This is a genomic window from Streptomyces sp. NPDC091272, from assembly GCF_044757485.1.
Taxonomy (GTDB): domain Bacteria; phylum Actinomycetota; class Actinomycetes; order Streptomycetales; family Streptomycetaceae; genus Streptomyces.
Genome location: NZ_JBIVVC010000004.1, coordinates 122,929 through 140,859 on the forward strand (window position 1 = coordinate 122,929; position 17,931 = coordinate 140,859).

16 protein-coding genes are annotated in these 17,931 nt (G+C 72.1%); 8 read left to right on the top strand and 8 right to left on the bottom strand.

Going from position 1 to position 17,931, the window contains the following annotated elements:
• Nucleotides 1–186: 186 nt before the first annotated feature.
• Nucleotides 187–690, bottom strand: coding sequence for a hypothetical protein (locus tag ACIQM4_RS13670; protein ID WP_401590492.1), 504 nt, complete (start codon nucleotides 688–690; stop codon nucleotides 187–189).
• A 238-nt stretch (nucleotides 691–928) separates the two neighbouring features.
• Between ACIQM4_RS13670 and ACIQM4_RS13675 the strand changes: the two genes are divergently transcribed.
• A complete protein-coding gene (locus ACIQM4_RS13675; RefSeq protein WP_401591396.1) occupies nucleotides 929–1,489 on the top strand; it encodes a Uma2 family endonuclease in 561 nt (186 codons plus the stop codon).
• Between the two features lie 169 nt (nucleotides 1,490–1,658).
• Here the strand turns inward: ACIQM4_RS13675 and ACIQM4_RS13680 are convergent, their stop codons facing one another.
• Together ACIQM4_RS13680 and ACIQM4_RS13685 are read right to left on the bottom strand one after the other, a co-directional pair.
• The gene (locus tag ACIQM4_RS13680) at nucleotides 1,659–2,297 is read right to left on the bottom strand and encodes a response regulator (protein ID WP_401590495.1); all 639 of its coding nucleotides are present in this window, start codon (nucleotides 2,295–2,297) and stop codon (nucleotides 1,659–1,661) included.
• Nucleotides 2,294–3,637, bottom strand: a complete 1,344-nt coding sequence (locus ACIQM4_RS13685) for a histidine kinase (protein ID WP_401590496.1) — start codon at nucleotides 3,635–3,637, stop codon at nucleotides 2,294–2,296. Before ACIQM4_RS13685 ends, ACIQM4_RS13680 begins: the two co-directional genes overlap by 4 nt.
• An 828-nt stretch (nucleotides 3,638–4,465) precedes the next feature.
• Here ACIQM4_RS13685 and ACIQM4_RS13690 point away from each other — a divergent pair.
• From ACIQM4_RS13690 to ACIQM4_RS13705, 4 genes are all read left to right on the top strand, one after another.
• A complete protein-coding gene (locus ACIQM4_RS13690; protein ID WP_401591398.1) occupies nucleotides 4,466–5,023 on the top strand; it encodes a heme-binding protein in 558 nt (185 codons plus the stop codon).
• A gap of 229 nt (nucleotides 5,024–5,252) precedes the next feature.
• On the top strand, nucleotides 5,253–5,873 hold the full coding sequence (locus ACIQM4_RS13695) for an ankyrin repeat domain-containing protein (RefSeq protein WP_401590497.1): 621 nt from the start codon (nucleotides 5,253–5,255) through the stop codon (nucleotides 5,871–5,873).
• Entirely contained in the window at nucleotides 5,870–7,024 is a 1,155-nt protein-coding gene (locus tag ACIQM4_RS13700) for a YncE family protein (protein WP_401590500.1), read from the top strand. Before ACIQM4_RS13695 ends, ACIQM4_RS13700 begins: the two co-directional genes overlap by 4 nt.
• 125 nt (nucleotides 7,025–7,149) lie before the next feature.
• A complete protein-coding gene (locus tag ACIQM4_RS13705; RefSeq protein ID WP_401590502.1) occupies nucleotides 7,150–8,655 on the top strand; it encodes a M1 family metallopeptidase in 1,506 nt (501 codons plus the stop codon).
• 100 nt (nucleotides 8,656–8,755) lie between these two features.
• Here ACIQM4_RS13705 and ACIQM4_RS13710 read toward each other — a convergent pair whose 3' ends face one another.
• Nucleotides 8,756–10,354, bottom strand: a complete 1,599-nt coding sequence (locus ACIQM4_RS13710; RefSeq protein ID WP_401590504.1) for a M4 family metallopeptidase — start codon at nucleotides 10,352–10,354, stop codon at nucleotides 8,756–8,758.
• Nucleotides 10,355–10,701: 347 nt separating this feature from the next.
• A complete protein-coding gene (locus tag ACIQM4_RS13715; RefSeq protein ID WP_401590507.1) occupies nucleotides 10,702–11,277 on the bottom strand; it encodes a TerD family protein in 576 nt (191 codons plus the stop codon).
• A gap of 210 nt (nucleotides 11,278–11,487) precedes the next feature.
• On the opposite strand from ACIQM4_RS13715, the gene arfB reads away from it, so the two are divergent.
• Nucleotides 11,488–11,916 (top strand): alternative ribosome rescue aminoacyl-tRNA hydrolase ArfB, encoded by a 429-nt coding sequence (gene arfB, locus ACIQM4_RS13720; RefSeq protein WP_401590510.1) that lies wholly within the window; start codon nucleotides 11,488–11,490, stop codon nucleotides 11,914–11,916.
• Between the two features lie 250 nt (nucleotides 11,917–12,166).
• On the opposite strand, the gene ACIQM4_RS13725 is transcribed toward arfB, so the two are convergent.
• Nucleotides 12,167–12,769 (bottom strand): flavin reductase family protein, encoded by a 603-nt coding sequence (locus ACIQM4_RS13725; RefSeq protein ID WP_401590513.1) that lies wholly within the window; start codon nucleotides 12,767–12,769, stop codon nucleotides 12,167–12,169.
• Between the two features lie 335 nt (nucleotides 12,770–13,104).
• On the opposite strand from ACIQM4_RS13725, the gene cdgB reads away from it, so the two are divergent.
• The gene (gene cdgB / locus ACIQM4_RS13730) at nucleotides 13,105–14,763 is read left to right on the top strand and encodes a diguanylate cyclase CdgB (RefSeq protein WP_401590515.1); all 1,659 of its coding nucleotides are present in this window, start codon (nucleotides 13,105–13,107) and stop codon (nucleotides 14,761–14,763) included.
• A gap of 107 nt (nucleotides 14,764–14,870) precedes the next feature.
• Complete coding sequence (locus tag ACIQM4_RS13735) at nucleotides 14,871–15,893, top strand: carbohydrate-binding protein (RefSeq protein WP_401590517.1); 1,023 nt, start codon at nucleotides 14,871–14,873, stop codon at nucleotides 15,891–15,893.
• An 88-nt stretch (nucleotides 15,894–15,981) separates the two neighbouring features.
• Here ACIQM4_RS13735 and ACIQM4_RS13740 read toward each other — a convergent pair whose 3' ends face one another.
• Nucleotides 15,982–16,830 (bottom strand): ketose-bisphosphate aldolase, encoded by an 849-nt coding sequence (locus ACIQM4_RS13740; RefSeq protein ID WP_401590520.1) that lies wholly within the window; start codon nucleotides 16,828–16,830, stop codon nucleotides 15,982–15,984.
• Between the two features lie 127 nt (nucleotides 16,831–16,957).
• Nucleotides 16,958–17,899, bottom strand: coding sequence for a 1-phosphofructokinase family hexose kinase (locus ACIQM4_RS13745; protein WP_401590523.1), 942 nt, complete (start codon nucleotides 17,897–17,899; stop codon nucleotides 16,958–16,960).
• Nucleotides 17,900–17,931 lie beyond the last annotated feature (32 nt).

Consider the following 17,931-nt stretch of genomic DNA (forward strand, 5'->3'; position numbering starts at 1 on the left):
TGGTTCGGGGGTGCGGGTGGAGGGGGCGTAGGGGAGGTGGGGGCGCGGGTGGTTCGGGCGTGAGGGAGGCGGGGGCGTGAGGGAGGCGCGCCTGGTGTGCCCGGTGCCCCGCGTTCGTGCGGGCGCCGCTCCCACTCCCACTCCCGCCCCCGGCACGGCTGCTCGCGAGGTCCCGGGAGGGGCGGGTCAGGCTTCGAGGCGGGGGAACTTGGCCTGGAGCGTCCACAGGGCCGGGTTGTCGGCGAGGCCGTCGTGCATGTCGGTGAGGTCGGCGATCAGGTCGTGGAGGAAGTCGCGGGCCTCACGGCGCAGCAGCCGGTGGCCGAAGGTGAGGGGTGCCTCCTCGACCGGCATCCAATCCGCCTCGACGTCCACCCACCCGAAGCGCCGCTCGAAGAGCATGCGGTCCGAGGACTCGGTGAAGTCGATCTCGGCGTACTGCCGGTGCGCGGACCGGTTGCCGCGCGGGTCCTGGTCGAGCTGCTCGACGATGTCGCACAGCGCCCACGCGAAGTCGAGTACCGGAACCCATCCCCAGGCTGTGGATACTTCCCGGTCCGCCTTGGTGTCCGCGAGGTACACGTCACCGCAGAACAGGTCGTGCCGCAGCGACCGGACGTCCGCACGGCGGTAGTCCGTTTGCGGCGGGTCGGGGAAGCGGCGGGAGAGGGAGTAACCGATGTCGAGCACGTAGCTGATGGTCGCACGGCCGGAGGCGGGGCGAAGAAACGTATCCGCTCACACGTTCGAGTGAAGCGACACGGTTCCGGACGGTCCGGTCGGCCTACCCTGGGAGAGTCGCGCTGCGCGAAGGAGGTCCGCCATGGCACTGCCCGTACCCCAGTGGGACCCGTTCCAGGACGAGTCCGAGGTGTCCGAGGAGTTCGAGGGGAGCGGGGCCGGGCCGGTCGTGTCGGGCGGGCCGGTCATGCCGACCGGTCCGGTCGTACCGGCCGTACCGGTCGAGGAAGCCTTCGACGTGTTCAGCGCCGTCGCCCTGAAGGGCTGGCGCGTGGAATTGATCGAAGGGGAAATCCACGTGACGCCTCCCGCGAATGGCGAGCATGAAGAAATCGTGTCCGAGATCAGTGGGCAGGTGCGCGATCACCACCGGCAGCTCGGGCGTTACACCGGCGTCGGCCTCGACATCCCCGCCGCCTCCGCGACCGGCAAGGTCGTGCCGGACCTCGTCGTCGCGCCCAAGGGCAGTTTCGACGACGCGCTGGAGTTCCACGACCCGTCCCCGGTCCTCCTGGTCGCCGAGGTCACCTCGGCCTCGACCGGCGGCAGGGACCGGGTGCGCAAGCTCCGGGGCTATGCGCGCGCCGGCATCCCCGTCTACCTGCTCATCGACCGCGACGCGGGAAAGGTCATGCTGTGCACGGAACCGACCGGCGAGACGTACGCCAGCAGGGTCGCGTACGACATGCCGGGCAAGGTGCCGCTGCCCGAGCCGCTCGGCTTCGACCTGGACACGGGTGAGTTCTGACCCGTGCGGGCGTCCGACCGCACCGGGCTGTGACCGCACGCCGGCTGTGACCGCGCGACATGCCGTGACTGCACGCCGAGCTGTGACCGCACGCCAGACCGTGACCGCACGCCGGGCCGTGAGCACGCCAGGCCGTGAGCACGCCAGGCTGTGACCGTACGAAGGACCCTCACGGCAGCAGTCGCTGTTCCTTCGCCACCGACACCGCGCCCGCCCTCGTGTCCACCCCGAGCTTGGCGTAGATGCGCCCCAGGTGGGTCTTGACCGTTGCCTCGCTGATGAACAGGGCCCGCGCGATCTCCCGGTTGCCGAGCCCGTGCGCCAGCTGCGCCAGGATGTCCGACTCCCGGTCCGTGAGGGTGGGACGGCCCGTGCCGCGCATCTGCGCCATGACACGGCTCGCGACCGGCGGGGAGAGGGCGGTGCGGCCCTGCGCCGCGGAGTGGATCGCGGCGAAGAGTTCCTCGGGGCGTTCGGCCTTCAGGAGGTAGCCCGTCGCACCTGCCTCGATGGCGCGCGTGATGTCGGCGTCCGTGTCGTACGTGGTGAGGACGAGTACGTGCGGACCGGTCCCGGCGATGCGGCGGGTCGCTTCGACGCCGTCGATGCCGTCGCCCAGCTGGAGGTCCATCAGAACGACGTCGGGCGCGAGCTTGGCCGCCATCGCCACCGCCTCCTCGCCGTTGCCCGCCTCGCCGACGACCTCGATGTCCGGCTCGCTGGACAGGAGCGCGAGCAGACCGGCCCGTACGACCACGTGGTCGTCACAAAGCAGGATGCGTACGGGAGAAACGGTCGCGGGGGTCACGGGGTGGGCTCCAGGGGGATCGCGGCGGAGAGGACCGTGCCCTCGCCGGGGGCGGACTCGACGGCCAGGGTGCCGCCGAGCTGCTGGACCCGGGCGCGGATGGCGGGCAGGCCGTGCCCGCGCACCCCGGCGGCCGGCCGGGTACCGGGAACGAAGCCGCGGCCGTCGTCCGAGATGTCCAGGACCACTTGATCATCAAGGTACGTGAGGGTCAGCGCGACGGTCGACGCCTCGGCGTGTTCCCGAACGTTCGCCAGGGCCCCCTGGGCGATGCGGACCAGGGCCGACTGGACGCGGTCGGGGAGCGGGGCCGCGGGGGCGGCGCCGTCGACGCGGAAGCGGGCGTTCTCGCGGGCGGCGACCGCGCGCAGGGCCTCTTCGAGACCGCCGCCGGCCGCTGCGAGGTCGGCGGGGGCCAGGTCGTGGACGAAGCGCCGGGCCTCGGCGAGGTTGCGTTCCGCGATGGAGGTGGCGGTACGGACGTGGCGGCGCGCGGTCGACGGGTCCGCGTCCCAGGTGCGGTCGGCGGCCTGGAGCAGCATCTGCTGGCTGGAGAGCCCCTGGGCGAGGGAGTCGTGGATCTCCATGGAGAGACGCTGGCGTTCGGCGAGGGTGCCTTCGCGGCGCTCGGTGGCGGCGAGTTCGCGGCGGGTGCGGATCAGGTCGTCGATGAGCGTGCGCTGGCGGGCGGCCTGGCGCTGCATGTAGACGAACGTACCGGCGGCGACGGCTGCCACGGCGGGCGGTGCGAGCACCAGGTTGGGGTCGAACCCGTCGGTCGAGAGCTGGAGTTGGGCGGTGACGACGAAGACCGTGAGGAGGGCGACGAGGGCGAGGGCGATACGGGTGGGGAGGGTGCGCAGACCGGTGTAGAGCAGGGGGACGGCGCACCAGGCGAAGCTGGGGGCAAGGACGACGAGGACGGCCCAGAGGGTGACTTCGGCGGCGAGGGTGGGGTGGGCGGTGCTTTTGGGGTGGCCCGTGCTTTTGGGGTGGCCCGTGCTTTTGGGGTGGCCCGTGCTTTTGGGGTGGCCCGTGCTTTTTGGGTGGCCCGTGCTTTTGGGGTGGCCCGTGCTTTTGGGGTGGCCCGTGCTTTTGGGGTGGCCCGTGCTTTTGGGGTGGCCCGTGCTTTTTGGGTGGCCCGCGCTTCTTGAGTGGCTCGTGCCGGTGGGGTGGCTCGTGGCCCTGGGGCGGTTGCGGCCGGCTACGTGCAGCAGGACGTGCAGCAGCGCGAGCGCGATGCTCAGGCCGATGATCCACGGGGTGCGGGGTTCGCCCGGGTGGCGGAGGAGGAAGCGGGCCAGGGAGGCGCCGAGGAGGAGGAAGAAGGCGGCGTCCATGACGAGGGCGAGGCGGCGGGCGTCGGGGTCGGGTGGGGGGAGGGGGGCTTCGGTGGAGGGGTGAGGGGGGTGAGGGGGGTGGGGGTCCTGGGGGTCTTTGTCGCCGTGGGGCACGTGGCGCTCCGCTTTGGGGTTGTGGGGGGTGTTGTTGTGTGGGGGACTTGGGGTGAACTGGGGACTGGGGCTGGGGCTGGGGCTGGGTGAGTGGGTGCGGGTGTGGGGTCCGCTTCGCGGATTGTGCCCCTCCCCGCCCCTTCACCTGAACCGCTGGCCGCGGGGCTCGGAGGGGGAGCCGGGGCGGGTCACGGTCGGCGTGCGTTGGGCGGGGGTCCCAGGCTGCGCCCGGTGCACGGCTGCGCCGCGCGTCCTCAAACGCCGGACGGGCTGGAGGGTGCTCCCGCCCCGGCCGGTGGGGGCGGGGGTCCCGGGCTGCGCCCGGTGCACGGCTGCGCCGCGCGTCCTCAGACGCCGGACGGGCTGGAGGGTACTCCCGCCCCGGCCGGTGCCGGACCGTCTCCGCCCGGCAGTCCCGTCCCCGCCCCGGCCGCCGCCGGACCATCCCCGCCCGCCCGTCCGGCAGTCCCGTCCCCGCCCCGGACCGTGCTGCTCCCGTGCCGGCAGGGGGTTCGCGCACCCAGCCTGGGCCGGGTGGGGCATTCCCGCATCAGCCGATCGGACGACCCCCGGGTCGGCCGGGTGGGGCGGTGGGAGGAGCCGCTGCGTCGACCGTGGGCGGGCCTCGGTTCGCCCAGGCTGGAGAGCAGACGGAGAACGGCAGCCATGCCGGCTCCGGCCCGTCCCGCCCACCTCTCCTCCCTGGAGCACACCATGCGCAAGCTCTCCCTCCGCACCCGCGTCCTCACCGGTTCCGCCGCCGTCGCCGTTCTCGGGGCCGGTACCTTCGGCGCCGTGAGTGCCGGCGCCGCCACCCCGGCCGCCGAGTCCCGGGGTGTCGTCAAGGCCGACACCACGAACCGGAACCTCCAGCAGTCCACCCACCTCACCGTCTCCGCCGCCACCAAGGCCGCCGAGGCCGTCCTCGACGCCGCGAAGAAGGACAACCAGCGCGTTTCCGTCGCCGTCGTCGACCGCAACGGCAACACCATCGTCACCCTGCGCGGCGACGGCGCCGGCCCGCAGTCGCCCGAGTCGGCCGTGAAGAAGGGCTACACCGCCGTCTCCTGGAACGCCCCCACCTCCGAGCTCGTCAAGCGCCTCGACCAGGCCCCGAACCTGAAGGACATCCCCAACACCCTCTTCCTCGCGGGCGGCGCCCCGGTCCAGGCCAAGGGTGCTCCGATCGCGGGCATCGGTGTCGCGGGCGCGCCCAGCGGCGACCAGGACGAGAAGTTCGCACAGGCCGGCGTGGCCGCGCTGGCGAAGTAACCTCGCCGCCCGCCCACTCGGTACACGTACAGCGGTACGTATGTACGACCGCCCGGTGAACGCCCGCCAACCGTACGACCGTCAATCGTACGACCGTCAGCCGTACGCCCGGCAGGTGTATGCCCGACAGCTACGTAGGGTCCGTACCCTCGTGCGCCCGGTGCGCCCGGTGCGCCCGGTGCGCCCGGTGCGACCCGTACGTACGGACAGTGCACGGAAAGGCCTCCGCATGACCGCACCCGCTCCCGCCCCCTCGCCCGACGCCGACCGGCGTCTGCTCGCCGCCGCCAAGGGCGGGGACGCCGACGGTGTCCGGGACGCCCTCGGTGACGGGGCCCGGGTCACCGCCCGCGACGAGGAGCTGCGTACTCCGCTGCTGCTCGCCTCGCTCGGCAGTCATGTGGAGGCCGCCCGGCTGCTCGTCGGGGCCGGGGCCGATCCGAACGCGCAGGACGTGCGCGAGGACAGTGCCTGGCTGGTCACCGGTGTGACGGGCAGCGTCGCCATGATGCGCGTGCTGCTGCCCGCGCGGCCCGACCTGACCCTGACCAACCGGTTCGGCGGGGTGTCCGTCATCCCGGCGAGCGAGCGCGGCCACGTGGACTACGTACGGGCCGTGCTGGCCGAGACCGAGATGGATGTGAACCACGTCAACAGGCTCGGCTGGACAGCCCTGTTGGAGGCGGTGATCCTCGGTGACGGCGGGCGCCCGCACGAGCAGGTCGTGGAGATCCTGCTCGCCGCCGGGGCCGACCCCGACCTGCCGGACGGGGACGGCACGACCGCGCTGGAGCACGCGGTCCGGCGCGGCTTCGACGGCATCGCCGCCCTGCTCCGGGAGCCGCGATGAGTGCCGCGATGAGTGCCGCGTCGAGAGCCGGGTCCGGCCTGCGGCGGGTCGCGCTCGGAGTCGTGCTGTTCGGTGTGCTCGCCACCGGGTGCGCCGGTGCTGCCGAGAGCGCCCCCGACGGCCCGCGTGCCTCCACCGTCACCCCCACCGCGCCCACGCCCGCCTCCGCCGCCACCCCGGCGGGCACCCTGCTCGTCGCCGACTTCGACGCCGACACCGTCACCTTCGTCGACCCGGCGCGCGGGCCGGTCGGCTCCGTGCGGGTCGGCACCGCCCCGTACGGTCTCGTGGTCGGCAAGGACGGCCGGGCGTGGGTCGCCACCGCCGAGGGCGTCGCCCTCGTCGACACCCGGACCCGCACGAGCCTCGGCCGGATCCCGTACCGGACGAAGGCGGACGGGCCCGCCACCATGGGCGAGTACCGGGCCGGCGGCATGGGTATCGCCCTCGCCCCGGACGGCAGCCGGGTGTACGTCGGGGTCAACGTACCTGGTGGGAGAGGGGTGTTGGAGGTAATCGACGCCCGGGCGCGGAAGGTCGTGGACTCCGTCGCGGTCGGCCGCCGGCCCTTCGACGTGGACGTGTCCGCCGACGGCCGCGAGGTCTACGCGACCGGTCACGACTCCTACGACGTCACCGCCGTGCGTACGGACACCCTCCGCGCCCGGCGCATGGAGGTCGCTCCGTACGGTACGGAGGGCGGGCTCGGTTCCTGGCTCAAGCCGCACTACGCGGCGGTCCGCCCTTCCGACGGCAGGCTTCTGCTGCCCTTCGAGGGTGAACGCCTCGCGGTCCTCGATCCGCGCACCGGGCGGGTCACCGTCGAGCCGATGACCGCCAACACCCACCAGCACGGCACCGCGCTCACCCCCGACGGCACCCTTCTCGTCGTCGGTACGGGTCCGGTCACCGGCGACGACGACGAGGCCTCGCTCACCATTCGCACCCCCTCGGGTGCGGAGCGGGTCGTTCCGCTCGACGGGCCGCACGAGGACGTGACGGTCTCCCGGGACGGCCGCACGGCCTACGTCACCGGGGGCTTCACCCGCGAGGGCGGGTGGGACGGCATCACGGCCGTCGACCTGGACAGCGGCAGCACGCGGAAGCTGCCGGCCGGCGTACGGCCGCTGGGCGTGGCGGTGCTGGGCTGAGCGGGGCGGGTCCGCGGTACGGGCCGAGCAGTCCAGGACTGCGGTACGGGCTGAGCAGGCCGGGTCCGCGGTGCTGGGCTGAGCAGTCCTGGCCGGTGGTGCAAATCGCCGCATAGGATCATCGGATGCCCTCCCGCAGCCCCCGCCCAGCCCGCCCCCGCCCAGCCCGCTCCCGCCCAGCCCGCTCCCGCCCCGTCCGCGTCGCCCTGCCGGCCGCCACCGCCCTCCTCCTCGCCGTCGCCGCTTCCGGCTGTACGTCGGACGGAACCGGCGGCGTCGGGGGCACCCCCGGCGCACACGGCCTGCGGGACCCGCTCTTCCCCAGGGCGGGCAACGGCGGCTACGACGTCTCCCACTACGCCCTCGACCTGGACTACGACCCGGCCGCGCACCACCTCAAGGGCACGGCCGAGATCACCGCCAGGGCGACACAGGACCTGAGCGCGTTCAACCTCGACCTGGCGAAGCTGAGGGTCGAGAGCGCGACGGTCGAGGGGGCTGCGGCGGCCGTGAACCAGGCGGGCACGGAGCTCACGCTGCGGCCCGAGCGGGACCTGCGGAAGGGGGAGACCTTCAAGGCGGTGGTGCGGTACTCCGGGGCGCCGCCGAGGATCACGAGTGCCAACTCCGACAAGGAGGGCTGGCTGCGCTCCGATGACCGGAAGGTCTCGCTCGCCCTGGGCGAGCCCACCGGGTCCATGGCCTGGTTCCCCGGCAACAACCACCCTTCCGACAAGGCGACCTACGACATCAAGGTCACCGTCCCCGAGGGGCAGAAAGCCATCTCCAACGGTGAGTTGCGGACCCCGCCGCGCACGGAGGGCGGCCGTACGACCTTCGACTGGCAGATGCGCGAGCCGATGGCGAGCTATCTGGCGATGCTCGCCGTGGGCGAGTTCGAGGTGTGGGAGGGGCAGGCTCCCGCCGAACTCGGCGACGACGAGGAAGAGGTCGTGCGCACGGTGCCGGTGTACGCGGCGGCCGAGACGTCCGTGGCCGAGGAGAGCGAGCAACTGCGCCGCAGAATCCCCGAGTTGATGGAGTGGTGTGTCCTCAACTTCGGCCCGTACCCCTACTCGTCGGTCGGATCGGTGGTGGCCCGGGAGGGAGACGTCAGTTACGCGCTGGAGAGCCAGACCAAGCCGGTCTACGGGGGGACGGACAGCCTGGAGAGCGATCAGCTGCACGAGCTCGCCCACCAGTGGTTCGGCAACTCCGTCTCGCCGAAGACGTGGCGGGACATGTGGCTGAACGAGAGCTTCGCGACGTACGCGGAGTGGATGTGGGAGGAGGACGAGGGCGGCCCGAGCGCGCAGGAACAGTTCGAGGCGGCGTTCGCCGATGACGACAACTGGGAGTTCCCGCCCGCGACCCCGCCGGACGAGAGCCGGATCTCCGGTGACCCGGTCTACCAACGCGGGGCGATGGTCCTGCACAAGATCCGCCAAGCGGTCGGCAGCGAGAGCGCCTTCCTTGAGGTCGTCCAGGGCTGGGCCGCCACCCACCGGCACACGAACGCGTCGACCGCCGACTTCACCTCGTACGTCGAGAAGAAGACGCACAAGGATCTGTCGGCGGTCTGGGACGTCTGGCTGCACGGCGACGCCAAGCCGTCCGCGCACAGCGGCTGAGGGCTACTTGGCGAAACTCAGCTACTTGGCACAGGTGCTCGCTACTTGAGCCAGGTGCCGGCTACTTGACTTAGGTGCCGGCTACTTGACCAGGTGCCCGCTACTTGACGTTGACCCCGGCCCAGGCGGCGGCCACGGCCTTCGCCTCGGCGCCGTCCGCGCCGTACAGGTCGCCGGCCGCCTTCAGGGTCGCCTCGCGGGCGGCCTGGTAGTCGGTGGTCGACGTCATGTAGGTGGAGAGGGCCTTGTACCAGATCTTGTAGGCCTTCTGCTGGCCGATGCCGGTGACCTTCGAGCCGTCCTTGGTCGGCGAGTCGTACTGCACGCCGTTGATCTCCTTCGCGCCGCTGCCCTCGGCCAGCAGGTAGAAGAAGTGGTTGGCGATGCCGGACGAGTAGTGCACGTCGACGTCCCCGGCGCCGGCCTCCCAGTAGTCGAGCGACTGGCCGTCCTTGCTGGGCTTGTCCATGTAACGCAGCGGCGAGCCGTCGCCGTTGATGTCGATCTCCTCGCCGATGAGGTAGTCGCCGACGTCCTCACCGTTCTTCGCGAAGAACTCGACGGCGGTGCCGAAGATGTCGGAGGTCGCCTCGTTGAGGCCGCCGGACTCGCCCGCGTACTCCAGGTTGGCGGTCGCCGCCGTGAGGCCGTGGCTCATCTCGTGGCCCGCGACGTCGATGGCGGTCAGCGGGTGGGTGTTGCCGATGCCGTCGCCGTACGTCATGCAGAAGCAGCTGTCGTCCCAGAAGGCGTTGACGTACGCCTTGCCGTAGTGGACACGGGAGTAGGCGGCCTTGCCGTCGCCCGCGATGCCGTTGCGGCCCAGCTCGGCCTTGTAGAAGTCCCAGGTCATCGCCGCGCCGTAGGCGGCGTCCACGGCGGCGGTCTGCGGGTCGTCGGCCTTGCCGTTGCCCCACTTGTCGTCGGCGTCGGTGAACAGGGTGCCGGTGCCGCTCTGGCCGCCCTTCAGGTCGTACGTCTTGTGACCGCCGCGCTCGCCGTCGGTCAGGTCGAAGCCCGAGCCGCCCTTGGTGGTGCTCAGCGCGACCTCTCCGCTGTACATGCTGGCGCCGGAGCCGGTCTCGATCTCGTCGTACGTGTAGAGCTGCTTGCCGGTGGTGGCGTCGGTGACCGTGTGCAGACGGCTGGGCGTGCCGTCCTTCTTGGTGCCCGTCCGCACGGACTCGAAGGCGAGGACGGGCTTGCCGCTGACCGCGAAGATCACCTTCCGGGCGCCCGCGGTCGCCGCCTTGAGCTTGGGCGTCGTGGACGCCACGGCTATCTTCGCGTCGGTCGCACGGTCGACGCTGCGCAGTTCGCCGCTCTTGGCGACATGGGTGACGAGGTCGCCGCCGAGGACCGGGAGGCCGGCGTACGTACGCTCGTAACGGGTGTGGACAGTGCCGTCGGCGTCCTTGATGACGTCCCGCGCGACGAGCTTCTCGGCGCTGTCGAGGCCCAGCGTTCTGGCGGCCGAACCGGCGTTCACCTGGGCGGACTTGATGGCTCCGGCGCGCAGGGCGGCGGCCGACGCGGAGGCCGCGGGGGCGGCGGAGGCGGTGGGGGCCTGCGCCTTCTCCGGAGCGGCGGTGGCGGTACCGGCCTGCACTCCGACGACCACCATGGCGGCGGCCGCGGCGAGGGCGGCGGCCCGCTTGGTGTTGCTGGACGCGCGGACAGAGCTCTTGTGGGGGTTCATGCGCTCTCCATCACTCGTTCCGTGGGGGGTAAGAGGTTGAGCGATGTGAGAGTGACACCGAATGAACAGAGTTGACGGTGTGCCAACAATTGCCTCACAAGTATTTGACCTTCTCTTGCCCGGAGAGCGTCCGCTCAGGGTCCACTTGTGACGGAGTCTGCCCGATATTCGGTCAACGGGTGATCAATGAAGGGGAGTTGTGGGGGCGCGGTGGGGGGTGGGGCGGGGGGGCAGGGCGTGGGGTGCGGGTCAGGGGCGTGCGGCTTGGGGCGCGGCGAAGGCCCCGGCCGCCGCGGGGAGCAGGTGCGGTGGCCGGGGCCTTCGAAGGATCAGGCGGGGGGCGTCCGTCAGACGTTGACGCCGAAGTCCTGGGCGATACCGGTCAGACCCGAGGCGTACCCCTGGCCGACGGCGCGGAACTTCCACTCCGCGCCGTTGCGGTACAGCTCGCCGAAGACCATCGCGGTCTCGGTGGCGGCGTCCTCGCTCAGGTCGTAGCGGGCGATCTCGGCGCCGCCGGCCTGGTTCACGATGCGGATGAAGGCGTTGCGGACCTGGCCGAAGTTCTGCGAGCGGTTCTCCGCGTCGTAGATGGAGACCGGGAAGACGATCTTCTCGACGTCGGCGGGCAGGCCGGCCAGGTTGACGTTGATCTGCTCGTCGTCACCCTCGCCCTCACCGCTGCGGTTGTCACCGGTGTGCACGATGGTCTGGTCCGGCGTCGCCTTGTTGTTGAAGAAGACGAAGTGGCCGTCCGAGTAGACCTTGCCCGCGGGGTTCACCGCGATGGCGGACGCGTCGAGGTCGAACTCGGTGCCCGTGGTCGTGCGGACGTCCCAACCGAGGCCGACCGTGACGGCGGTCAGGCCCGGGGCCTCCTTGGAGAGCGAAACATTGCCACCCTTGCTGAGGCTTACTGCCATGGGATGTCCCTTTCCTCGTGGTGTGCGGGCTTCGGTTACGAGTGCCGAAGCTACCGTCACCCATCTAACGCGGCCAGGGCCCCAGGAAGTTCCAGCTTCGCGCGGTTCTCTTTACTTTCTTTGCCGAATAGGCAACCGAAAGGCCCACGGCGAGGCGAACCGTGGCGAAAACGGTGTGACGGGCGGGTGATGACCAGGGACTATGGACTCATGTCCGGGCCCTACATCATCCGTGGCTCCGTCTCCCTCCCGGAGGCCGAGCTCATGTGGCGTTTCTCCAGGTCGTCGGGTCCGGGTGGACAGCACGTCAACACCTCGGACACGCGGGTGGAACTGCGCTTCGACCTCGCGAGGACGGAAGCGCTGCCGGAGGTGTGGAAGGAACGGGCGCTGGAGCGGCTGGCCGGACGGCTGGCCGACGGCGTCGTCTCCGTCCACGCCTCCGAGCACAGGTCGCAGTGGCGCAACCGGGAGACGGCGGCGGTACGGCTCGCGTCGCTGCTCGCGGAGGCGAGCGCACCGCCGCCCAGGCCGCGCCGGGCGACGAAGGTCCCGCGCGGCATCAACGAGCGACGGCTGCGCGAGAAGAAGCAGCGCAGCCGGACGAAGGGCGGCAGGACGGGCCGCGACTGGCACTGACCGCTCGGGCGCGGGGCGGGGTGCGGATGGCGGCGGGCGGGGCGTGCGGGCCGGTGGCGAGTATGGCGGCGTGCGGGGCGTGCGGGCCCGTGGCGCGGATGGCGGCGGGCGGGGCGTGCGGGCCGGTGGCGAGTATGGCGGCGTGCGGGCCGTGGCGGCGTGTGTGTCTCCCCACTCGTGTGTCTCCGCGCTCGGGGCCGGGGTAGGCCCAGGTGACGGTACTCGGCCGTCTCCGCGTTCCGGACCGGGGTCAGCTCAGGTGGCGGTACTGGCCGCGGAAGTAGGTCAGCGGCGCGCCGTCCTGGTGGGGGAGTTCCACCGCGAGGACGCGGCCGATGACCAGGGTGTGGTCGCCCGCCTCCACCCGCTGCTCGGTCCGACACTCCACGGCCGCCAGCGCGCCGCCCACCAGCGGCGCCCCCGACACCTCGCCCCGCTTCCAGTCGATGTCCGCGAACAGCAGCCGGTCGCTGAGCCGGCCCTTCATCGAGAAACGGCCCGCGATCTGCCGCTGGCCCTCGGACAGGAGCGAGACCGCCCACAGCGGCTGCTCCGCCAGGAGGTCGTCCATCCGGGAACCGTTGCGCACGCTGACCATCACCAGCGGCGGCTCCAGCGACACCGACATGAAGGCCGTCGCCGTCATCCCGACGTCCTCGCCGCGCGGGCCGCCGTCCGCGTCGTGGGCCGTCACCAGGGTCACTCCCGCCGTGAGACGGGCCATCGCGGCACGGAACTCGTCATCGCTCACCCCCTCAGGATGGGGGATCACACCGGGGCCGGATGCCGGGAGGGGGCTTTGCGCGGTGGCTTCTGTCGTCTGGAACACATGATCAACGGTAGGCGGGACCATGCCTCCGGCACATCGGGCGCAGGGACCAGACGGGACCTAGGTCCCGGGCCGCCGTGCCCCCTTCGCGATCTTCCCCGAAGGCCCTCGTACACCTTCTGGCCGCCCTCCGTTCGCCGCCCGTTTTCGGCCACACGGGTGCTCCTGCCTGCACGGGAGCGCTCCCACCAGGGGAACATCAACTTCCGTTAGTCTCTTGTGACTTGAGTCACAGAGGGAAGTAATTGTTGACCCTGTGTACCGGGGGAGCAGCGCGCTGTGATTCAGTGGCGGAGGCAATCGGACGATGAGAAGCCTGGAGTTGCTGTCGTTGCTGTCGAGGTCTCGGGGAGCGGGCCATGGAGGCCGAGTCGGAGCCGTACGTCCGTCTTGCGACCCTGCGGCAACTGCACCGGGTGGTCGCTGACCTCAACACGGCACGCAGTCTGTCGGACACCGTGCAGGCCGTCGCCGACGGCATCGTCGCCGGCCTTGGGTACGAACTCGCCTGCGTGAACCTGGTCCGCCCGGACGGCGACCTCGTCGTCGCCGCCTTCGCGGGCAACACCGCGGCCGAGGCCCTCATCGCCGGCCGCGTCGGCTCACGCGCCTCCTGGGAACGCCGGCTGTCCATGGGCGAGCGCTGGGGCGACCTGCACTTCATTCCGCACACCGAGGGCTGGGTGCTGACGGAGGACGACGTCCCGCAGTGGCACACCGAGGGCCCCGAACCCCGCTTCGCCGACGAGTGGCACCCCAGCGACCGGCTGTACGCGCCCATGTACGCGTCCGGCGGCGACGGCGAGCTGATCGGCGTGATCTCGGTGGACCGGCCGCGCGGCGGGCGCCGCCCCGGCGCGTGGGGGCAGGAAGCCCTCACGATGTACGCCTCCCAGGCCTCCATCGCCGTCATCAACGCCCGGCTGCGCTCCAACATGCAGCGCGCCCTGGTCCGACTGGAGCGTGAGCAGCAGGCGCTGCGCGCCAGCGAGGAGTCCTTCCGGCAGGCCTTCGAGTACGCACCGAGCGGCATGGCCATCGCCGAGATGGGCGGCGAGCAGCACGGCCGGCTGCTGCGCACCAACGACGCGCTCTGCCGGCTGCTCGGCCGCCCGGCCTCCGCGATGCGCCGCTACTCCTTCGCCGACCTCGTCCACCACGAGGACGTGGGCACCCTGCTGCGCACCTCAGCGGAGGGCGGCCGGGCCGAGCTGCGCCTCCAGCGCCGCGACGGCAGCTTCGTCTGGGTCAATCTGCGCAACTCCGTCGTCGCCGACACCGCCGACGGCCCCCGTTTCCTGCTCACCCACGTCGAGGACATCGAGGAGCGCAAGCGGCACGAGCTGCACCTCGCGCACCGCGCCTCCCACGACTCCCTCACCGGCCTGCCCAACAGCGCCGAGCTCAGGGCCCGCCTCAGCGCCCGCCTCTGCCGCAGGCCGCACGCGGTCCGGGCGACGGCGGTCGAGGCGCTGGACGCGGCGTACGAGGGGGCGTACGACGACGGGGTGACGTACGACGACGGCTTCTTCGGGGACCCGACGGGCGAGGGCGACCCCGGCGTCTACGACCACCACGTGCACACCGTCGCGCCGCTGGAGGGCGTCGAGGACGACGGCATCAAGGGGCTCGCGGTCCTCTTCTGCGACCTGGACGGTTTCAAGTCCATCAACGACCGCTTCGGACACTCCGCAGGGGACGCGGTGCTGATCGAGGTCGCCCGGCGCCTGACCACGTGCGTCCGGGACGGCGACACCGTCGCGCGGCTCGGCGGTGACGAGTTCGTGGTGCTCGCGGACGGCCTCGGCAGCGCCGACGCGGCGGACCTCGCGGTCCGGCTCCGTAACGCGATCATCCCTCCCATCCGGGTCGACGGCCGCGCGGTCCGGGTGGGCGCCAGCTTCGGCATCGGCTGGGCCGAGTGCGGGATGACCGTGGACGAGGTGCTGCAATCCGCCGACCAGCGCATGTACATCGAGAAGCGCTCCCGCTCGAAGGTGCACCGACGGGCCGGGTAACCGGGCCCGCTTCCGTGCTGTGTTCCATGTCCCAGAAGGGCTCTGCCCGTACGGGGTAGGCTCGCCCGGTCGGCGAAGCTGGCGAACATGGTGAGGAGTGACCAGGGATGACGGCCGGGAACAACGGCACGAGCACGCCCGAGGACGACGATCCGTTCGGCTACCTCTATGAGGACGGCCGGGCGGCGGGCGCTCAGCCGCCGAGCTCGGGCGGCGGCTACGGCTACCCGGGCCCGACCTCGCAGCGCGGGGTCCCCAGGACGTCGTACAACCAGGTGCGTGCGGTCGGTGAGCGGCAGTACGGACAGCAGTCGCAGTACGGGCAGCAGGCGCAGGCGACGCAGCCCTTCCCGCAGCAGCAGGGGCAGGGTTCGCAGCCGGGGCAGGCGTACGGGCAGCCCAACGCGCACTACGCGGCGCCCGAGACGCAGCCCGGCGGCGTGCCGCCCAGGCCCGCCCCGCACCAGGGTGAGCAGGGTCATGGCGGTGGTGGCCGCGGTCGTGGGCCCAACACGCGGGGCCTGCTGATCGGCGCGCTCGCGGTGGTCGCGGCCGTCGTGGTCGGCATCGGTGCCGCGCTGTACTTCGGCGACGACGAGCCCAACGACCAGGCGGCGGGCAAGGACGGCGCGACGGCGGGGCAGGGCCAGGGCCAGTCCCAGCCGCCGAAGCCGACGGAGGAACCGACCAAGGGCGAGCAGCCGCAGGTCGAGCTGCCGAGGTCGGACGCCGGTGTGCTGCAGCTGTCGTCGGGTCTGAGCGCGATGAAGGACGTGCCGGGGGCGAAGTCGGAGAGCGGGACGTACGTGCCGCTGACCACCGCAGGAGCGTCCGCGACATGGACGGCGAAGGTGCCGTCGGCCGGGGAGTACACCCTGGTCGTCGACTACGGCATCCCGGGCAAGGACGCGAAGGCCGACCTCACGGTCAACGGCAAGCCGCACGGTTCGGGCGTCAACATGAAGAACTTCGGCAGCACGCCGGAGGGGGACTGGGAGAAGGGCTGGCAGAGCACCTACTCCTGGCTCCACCTCAAGGAGGGTGACAACACCTTCGTGATCTCGTGTCCGTCGGGCTGCCAGGCGAATCTCGCGCAGGTTTCGCTGGAGAAGGGCCGCAAGGACGGCTGAGCCGTGGCTGCGCGTGACGCGCAGGTGGGCGGAAGGCCTTCGCCGGGTGGTCCCGGCGGGGGCCTTCTCCCGTCTGCCGGGGTCCGCCTCAGCCGATCGTCGCCAGGAAGTGCGCCACCGTCGCCGCCATCGCGTCGCGGCCGGGGGCGAGGTACTTGCGGGGGTCGACGGTCGCGGGGTTGGCCTCCAGGTAGGCCCGTACAGCGCCGGTGAAGGCCGTGTTGAGGGCCGTGCCGACGTTGATCTTGACCATGCCGGCGGTGACGGCGCGGCGGATCTCCTCGTCCGGGACGCCCGACGAGCCGTGCAGGACCAGCGGGACCGGGACCGCTTCCCTGAGCCGGCCGATCAGGGCGTGGTCGAGGGCGGCGGTGCGTTCCGTCATGGCGTGCGAGGAGCCGACCGCGACGGCGAGGGCGTCGACCCCGGTGGCCGCGACGTAGGCGGCGGCCTCCTGGGGATCGGTCCTCACCCCGGGGGCGTGCGCGTCGAGCGGGGCCTCGCCGTCCTTGCCGCCGACCTTGCCGAGTTCGGCCTCGATCCAGATGCCGTGCCGGTGACCCCAGTGGACGGCTTCGGCGGTGGCCTTGACGTTGTCGGCGTAGGCGAGCTTCGAGGCGTCGAACATCACCGAGCTGAAGCCCGCCTCGTGCGCGGCGTGCAGCAGGCCGACGGAGACCACGTGGTCGAGGTGGAGGGAGAGCGGCGCGCTGGAGGCGCGGGCCACGGCGGCGGCTGCCGCGGTGACGGCCAGGACGTTGCCGCCGTGGAACTTCACCGCGTTCTCGGAGATCTGGAGGACGGCGGGGGCGCCCGCCTGCTCCGCGCCCGCCGCCACGGCCTCGGCGTGTTCGAGGGTGATGACGTTGAAGGCGGCGAGGCCACGGCCCGCCGAGGCGGCCGCGGCGACGAGCTCACCGGTGCTGACGAGTGGCATGGGTCTCTCCCTGTCCTGTCCCCGGGCGGGGCGGGGTGGTCGTGTGGTCGTGCGGGGGACGGCGCGGGTCACCCCGTGGCGGTGGTGGGGTGTGGTGGTGCGGGGGCATCCGGTTAGCGGCTCGCGGTCACCCCGTAGCGGTGGTGTCGTCCTGTCGGACGACCTTGACCTGGGGCAGCAGTGCCTCGTACGTCGCCCGGTCGAACTCGCCCGCTGCCGGGGCGGCCACCGTCGCCGCCGACAGGGCGACGGCCCGTGCCAGCCGGTCCGGCCAGGGGAGCCCGGTGACCAGGCCGGAGAGCAGGCCTGCCACCGCGGAGTCTCCCGCGCCCGTGGGGTTTCCCCGTACGAGGGAGGGCGGGGTGGCCTGCCAGCCGCCCTCGTCGGTCGTGGCGAGGATGCCGTCGGGGCCCAGTGAGGCGACGACCGCGTGCGCGCCCTTGCGGCGGGCGTCCTGGGAGGCGGTCGCGGGGTCCCGGGCGCCGGTGAGCTGGAAGAGTTCGTCGGCGTTGGGCTTGACCAGGTCGGGGCGGGCGGCGATGCCCCGGAGCAGGGGCTCGCCGCTGGTGTCCAGGAGGACGGGGACGCCCGCGGTACGGGCGCGCCGGACCAGGTCCGCGTACGCGCCCACGTGGATGCCCGGGGGCAGGCTCCCGCAGAGCGCCACCGCCTGGGCGCCGCCCAGCAGTTCCCCGTACGAGGCGAGGAAGGCCTCCCACTCGGCGGGGGTGACGTGCGGGCCCGGCTCGTTGAGCTGGGTGGTGTCGCCCGTCGACGCGTCGACGACGGCCAGCGTGCGGCGGGTGTTGCCCGCGATGGGGACCAGGGCGTCGAGCGGTGCCTCCGCGGCGAGGAGGGTGCGCAGGACGTCGCCCGTCGCGCCGCCCGCGAAGCCGGTGACGATCGTCTCGTGGCCGAGCGCGGCCAGCACGCGCGCCACGTTGAGCCCCTTGCCTCCCGGCCGCTCCGCGACGTCGGTCACGCGGTGCGAGGCGTGCGGGACGAGCCGTGGGACGTGGTGGGTGAGGTCGAGTGCGGTGTTCAGCGTGACGGTCAGGATCGTGGGCACGGTCCTCGGTCACCCCCGTAACGAGCTTGTGT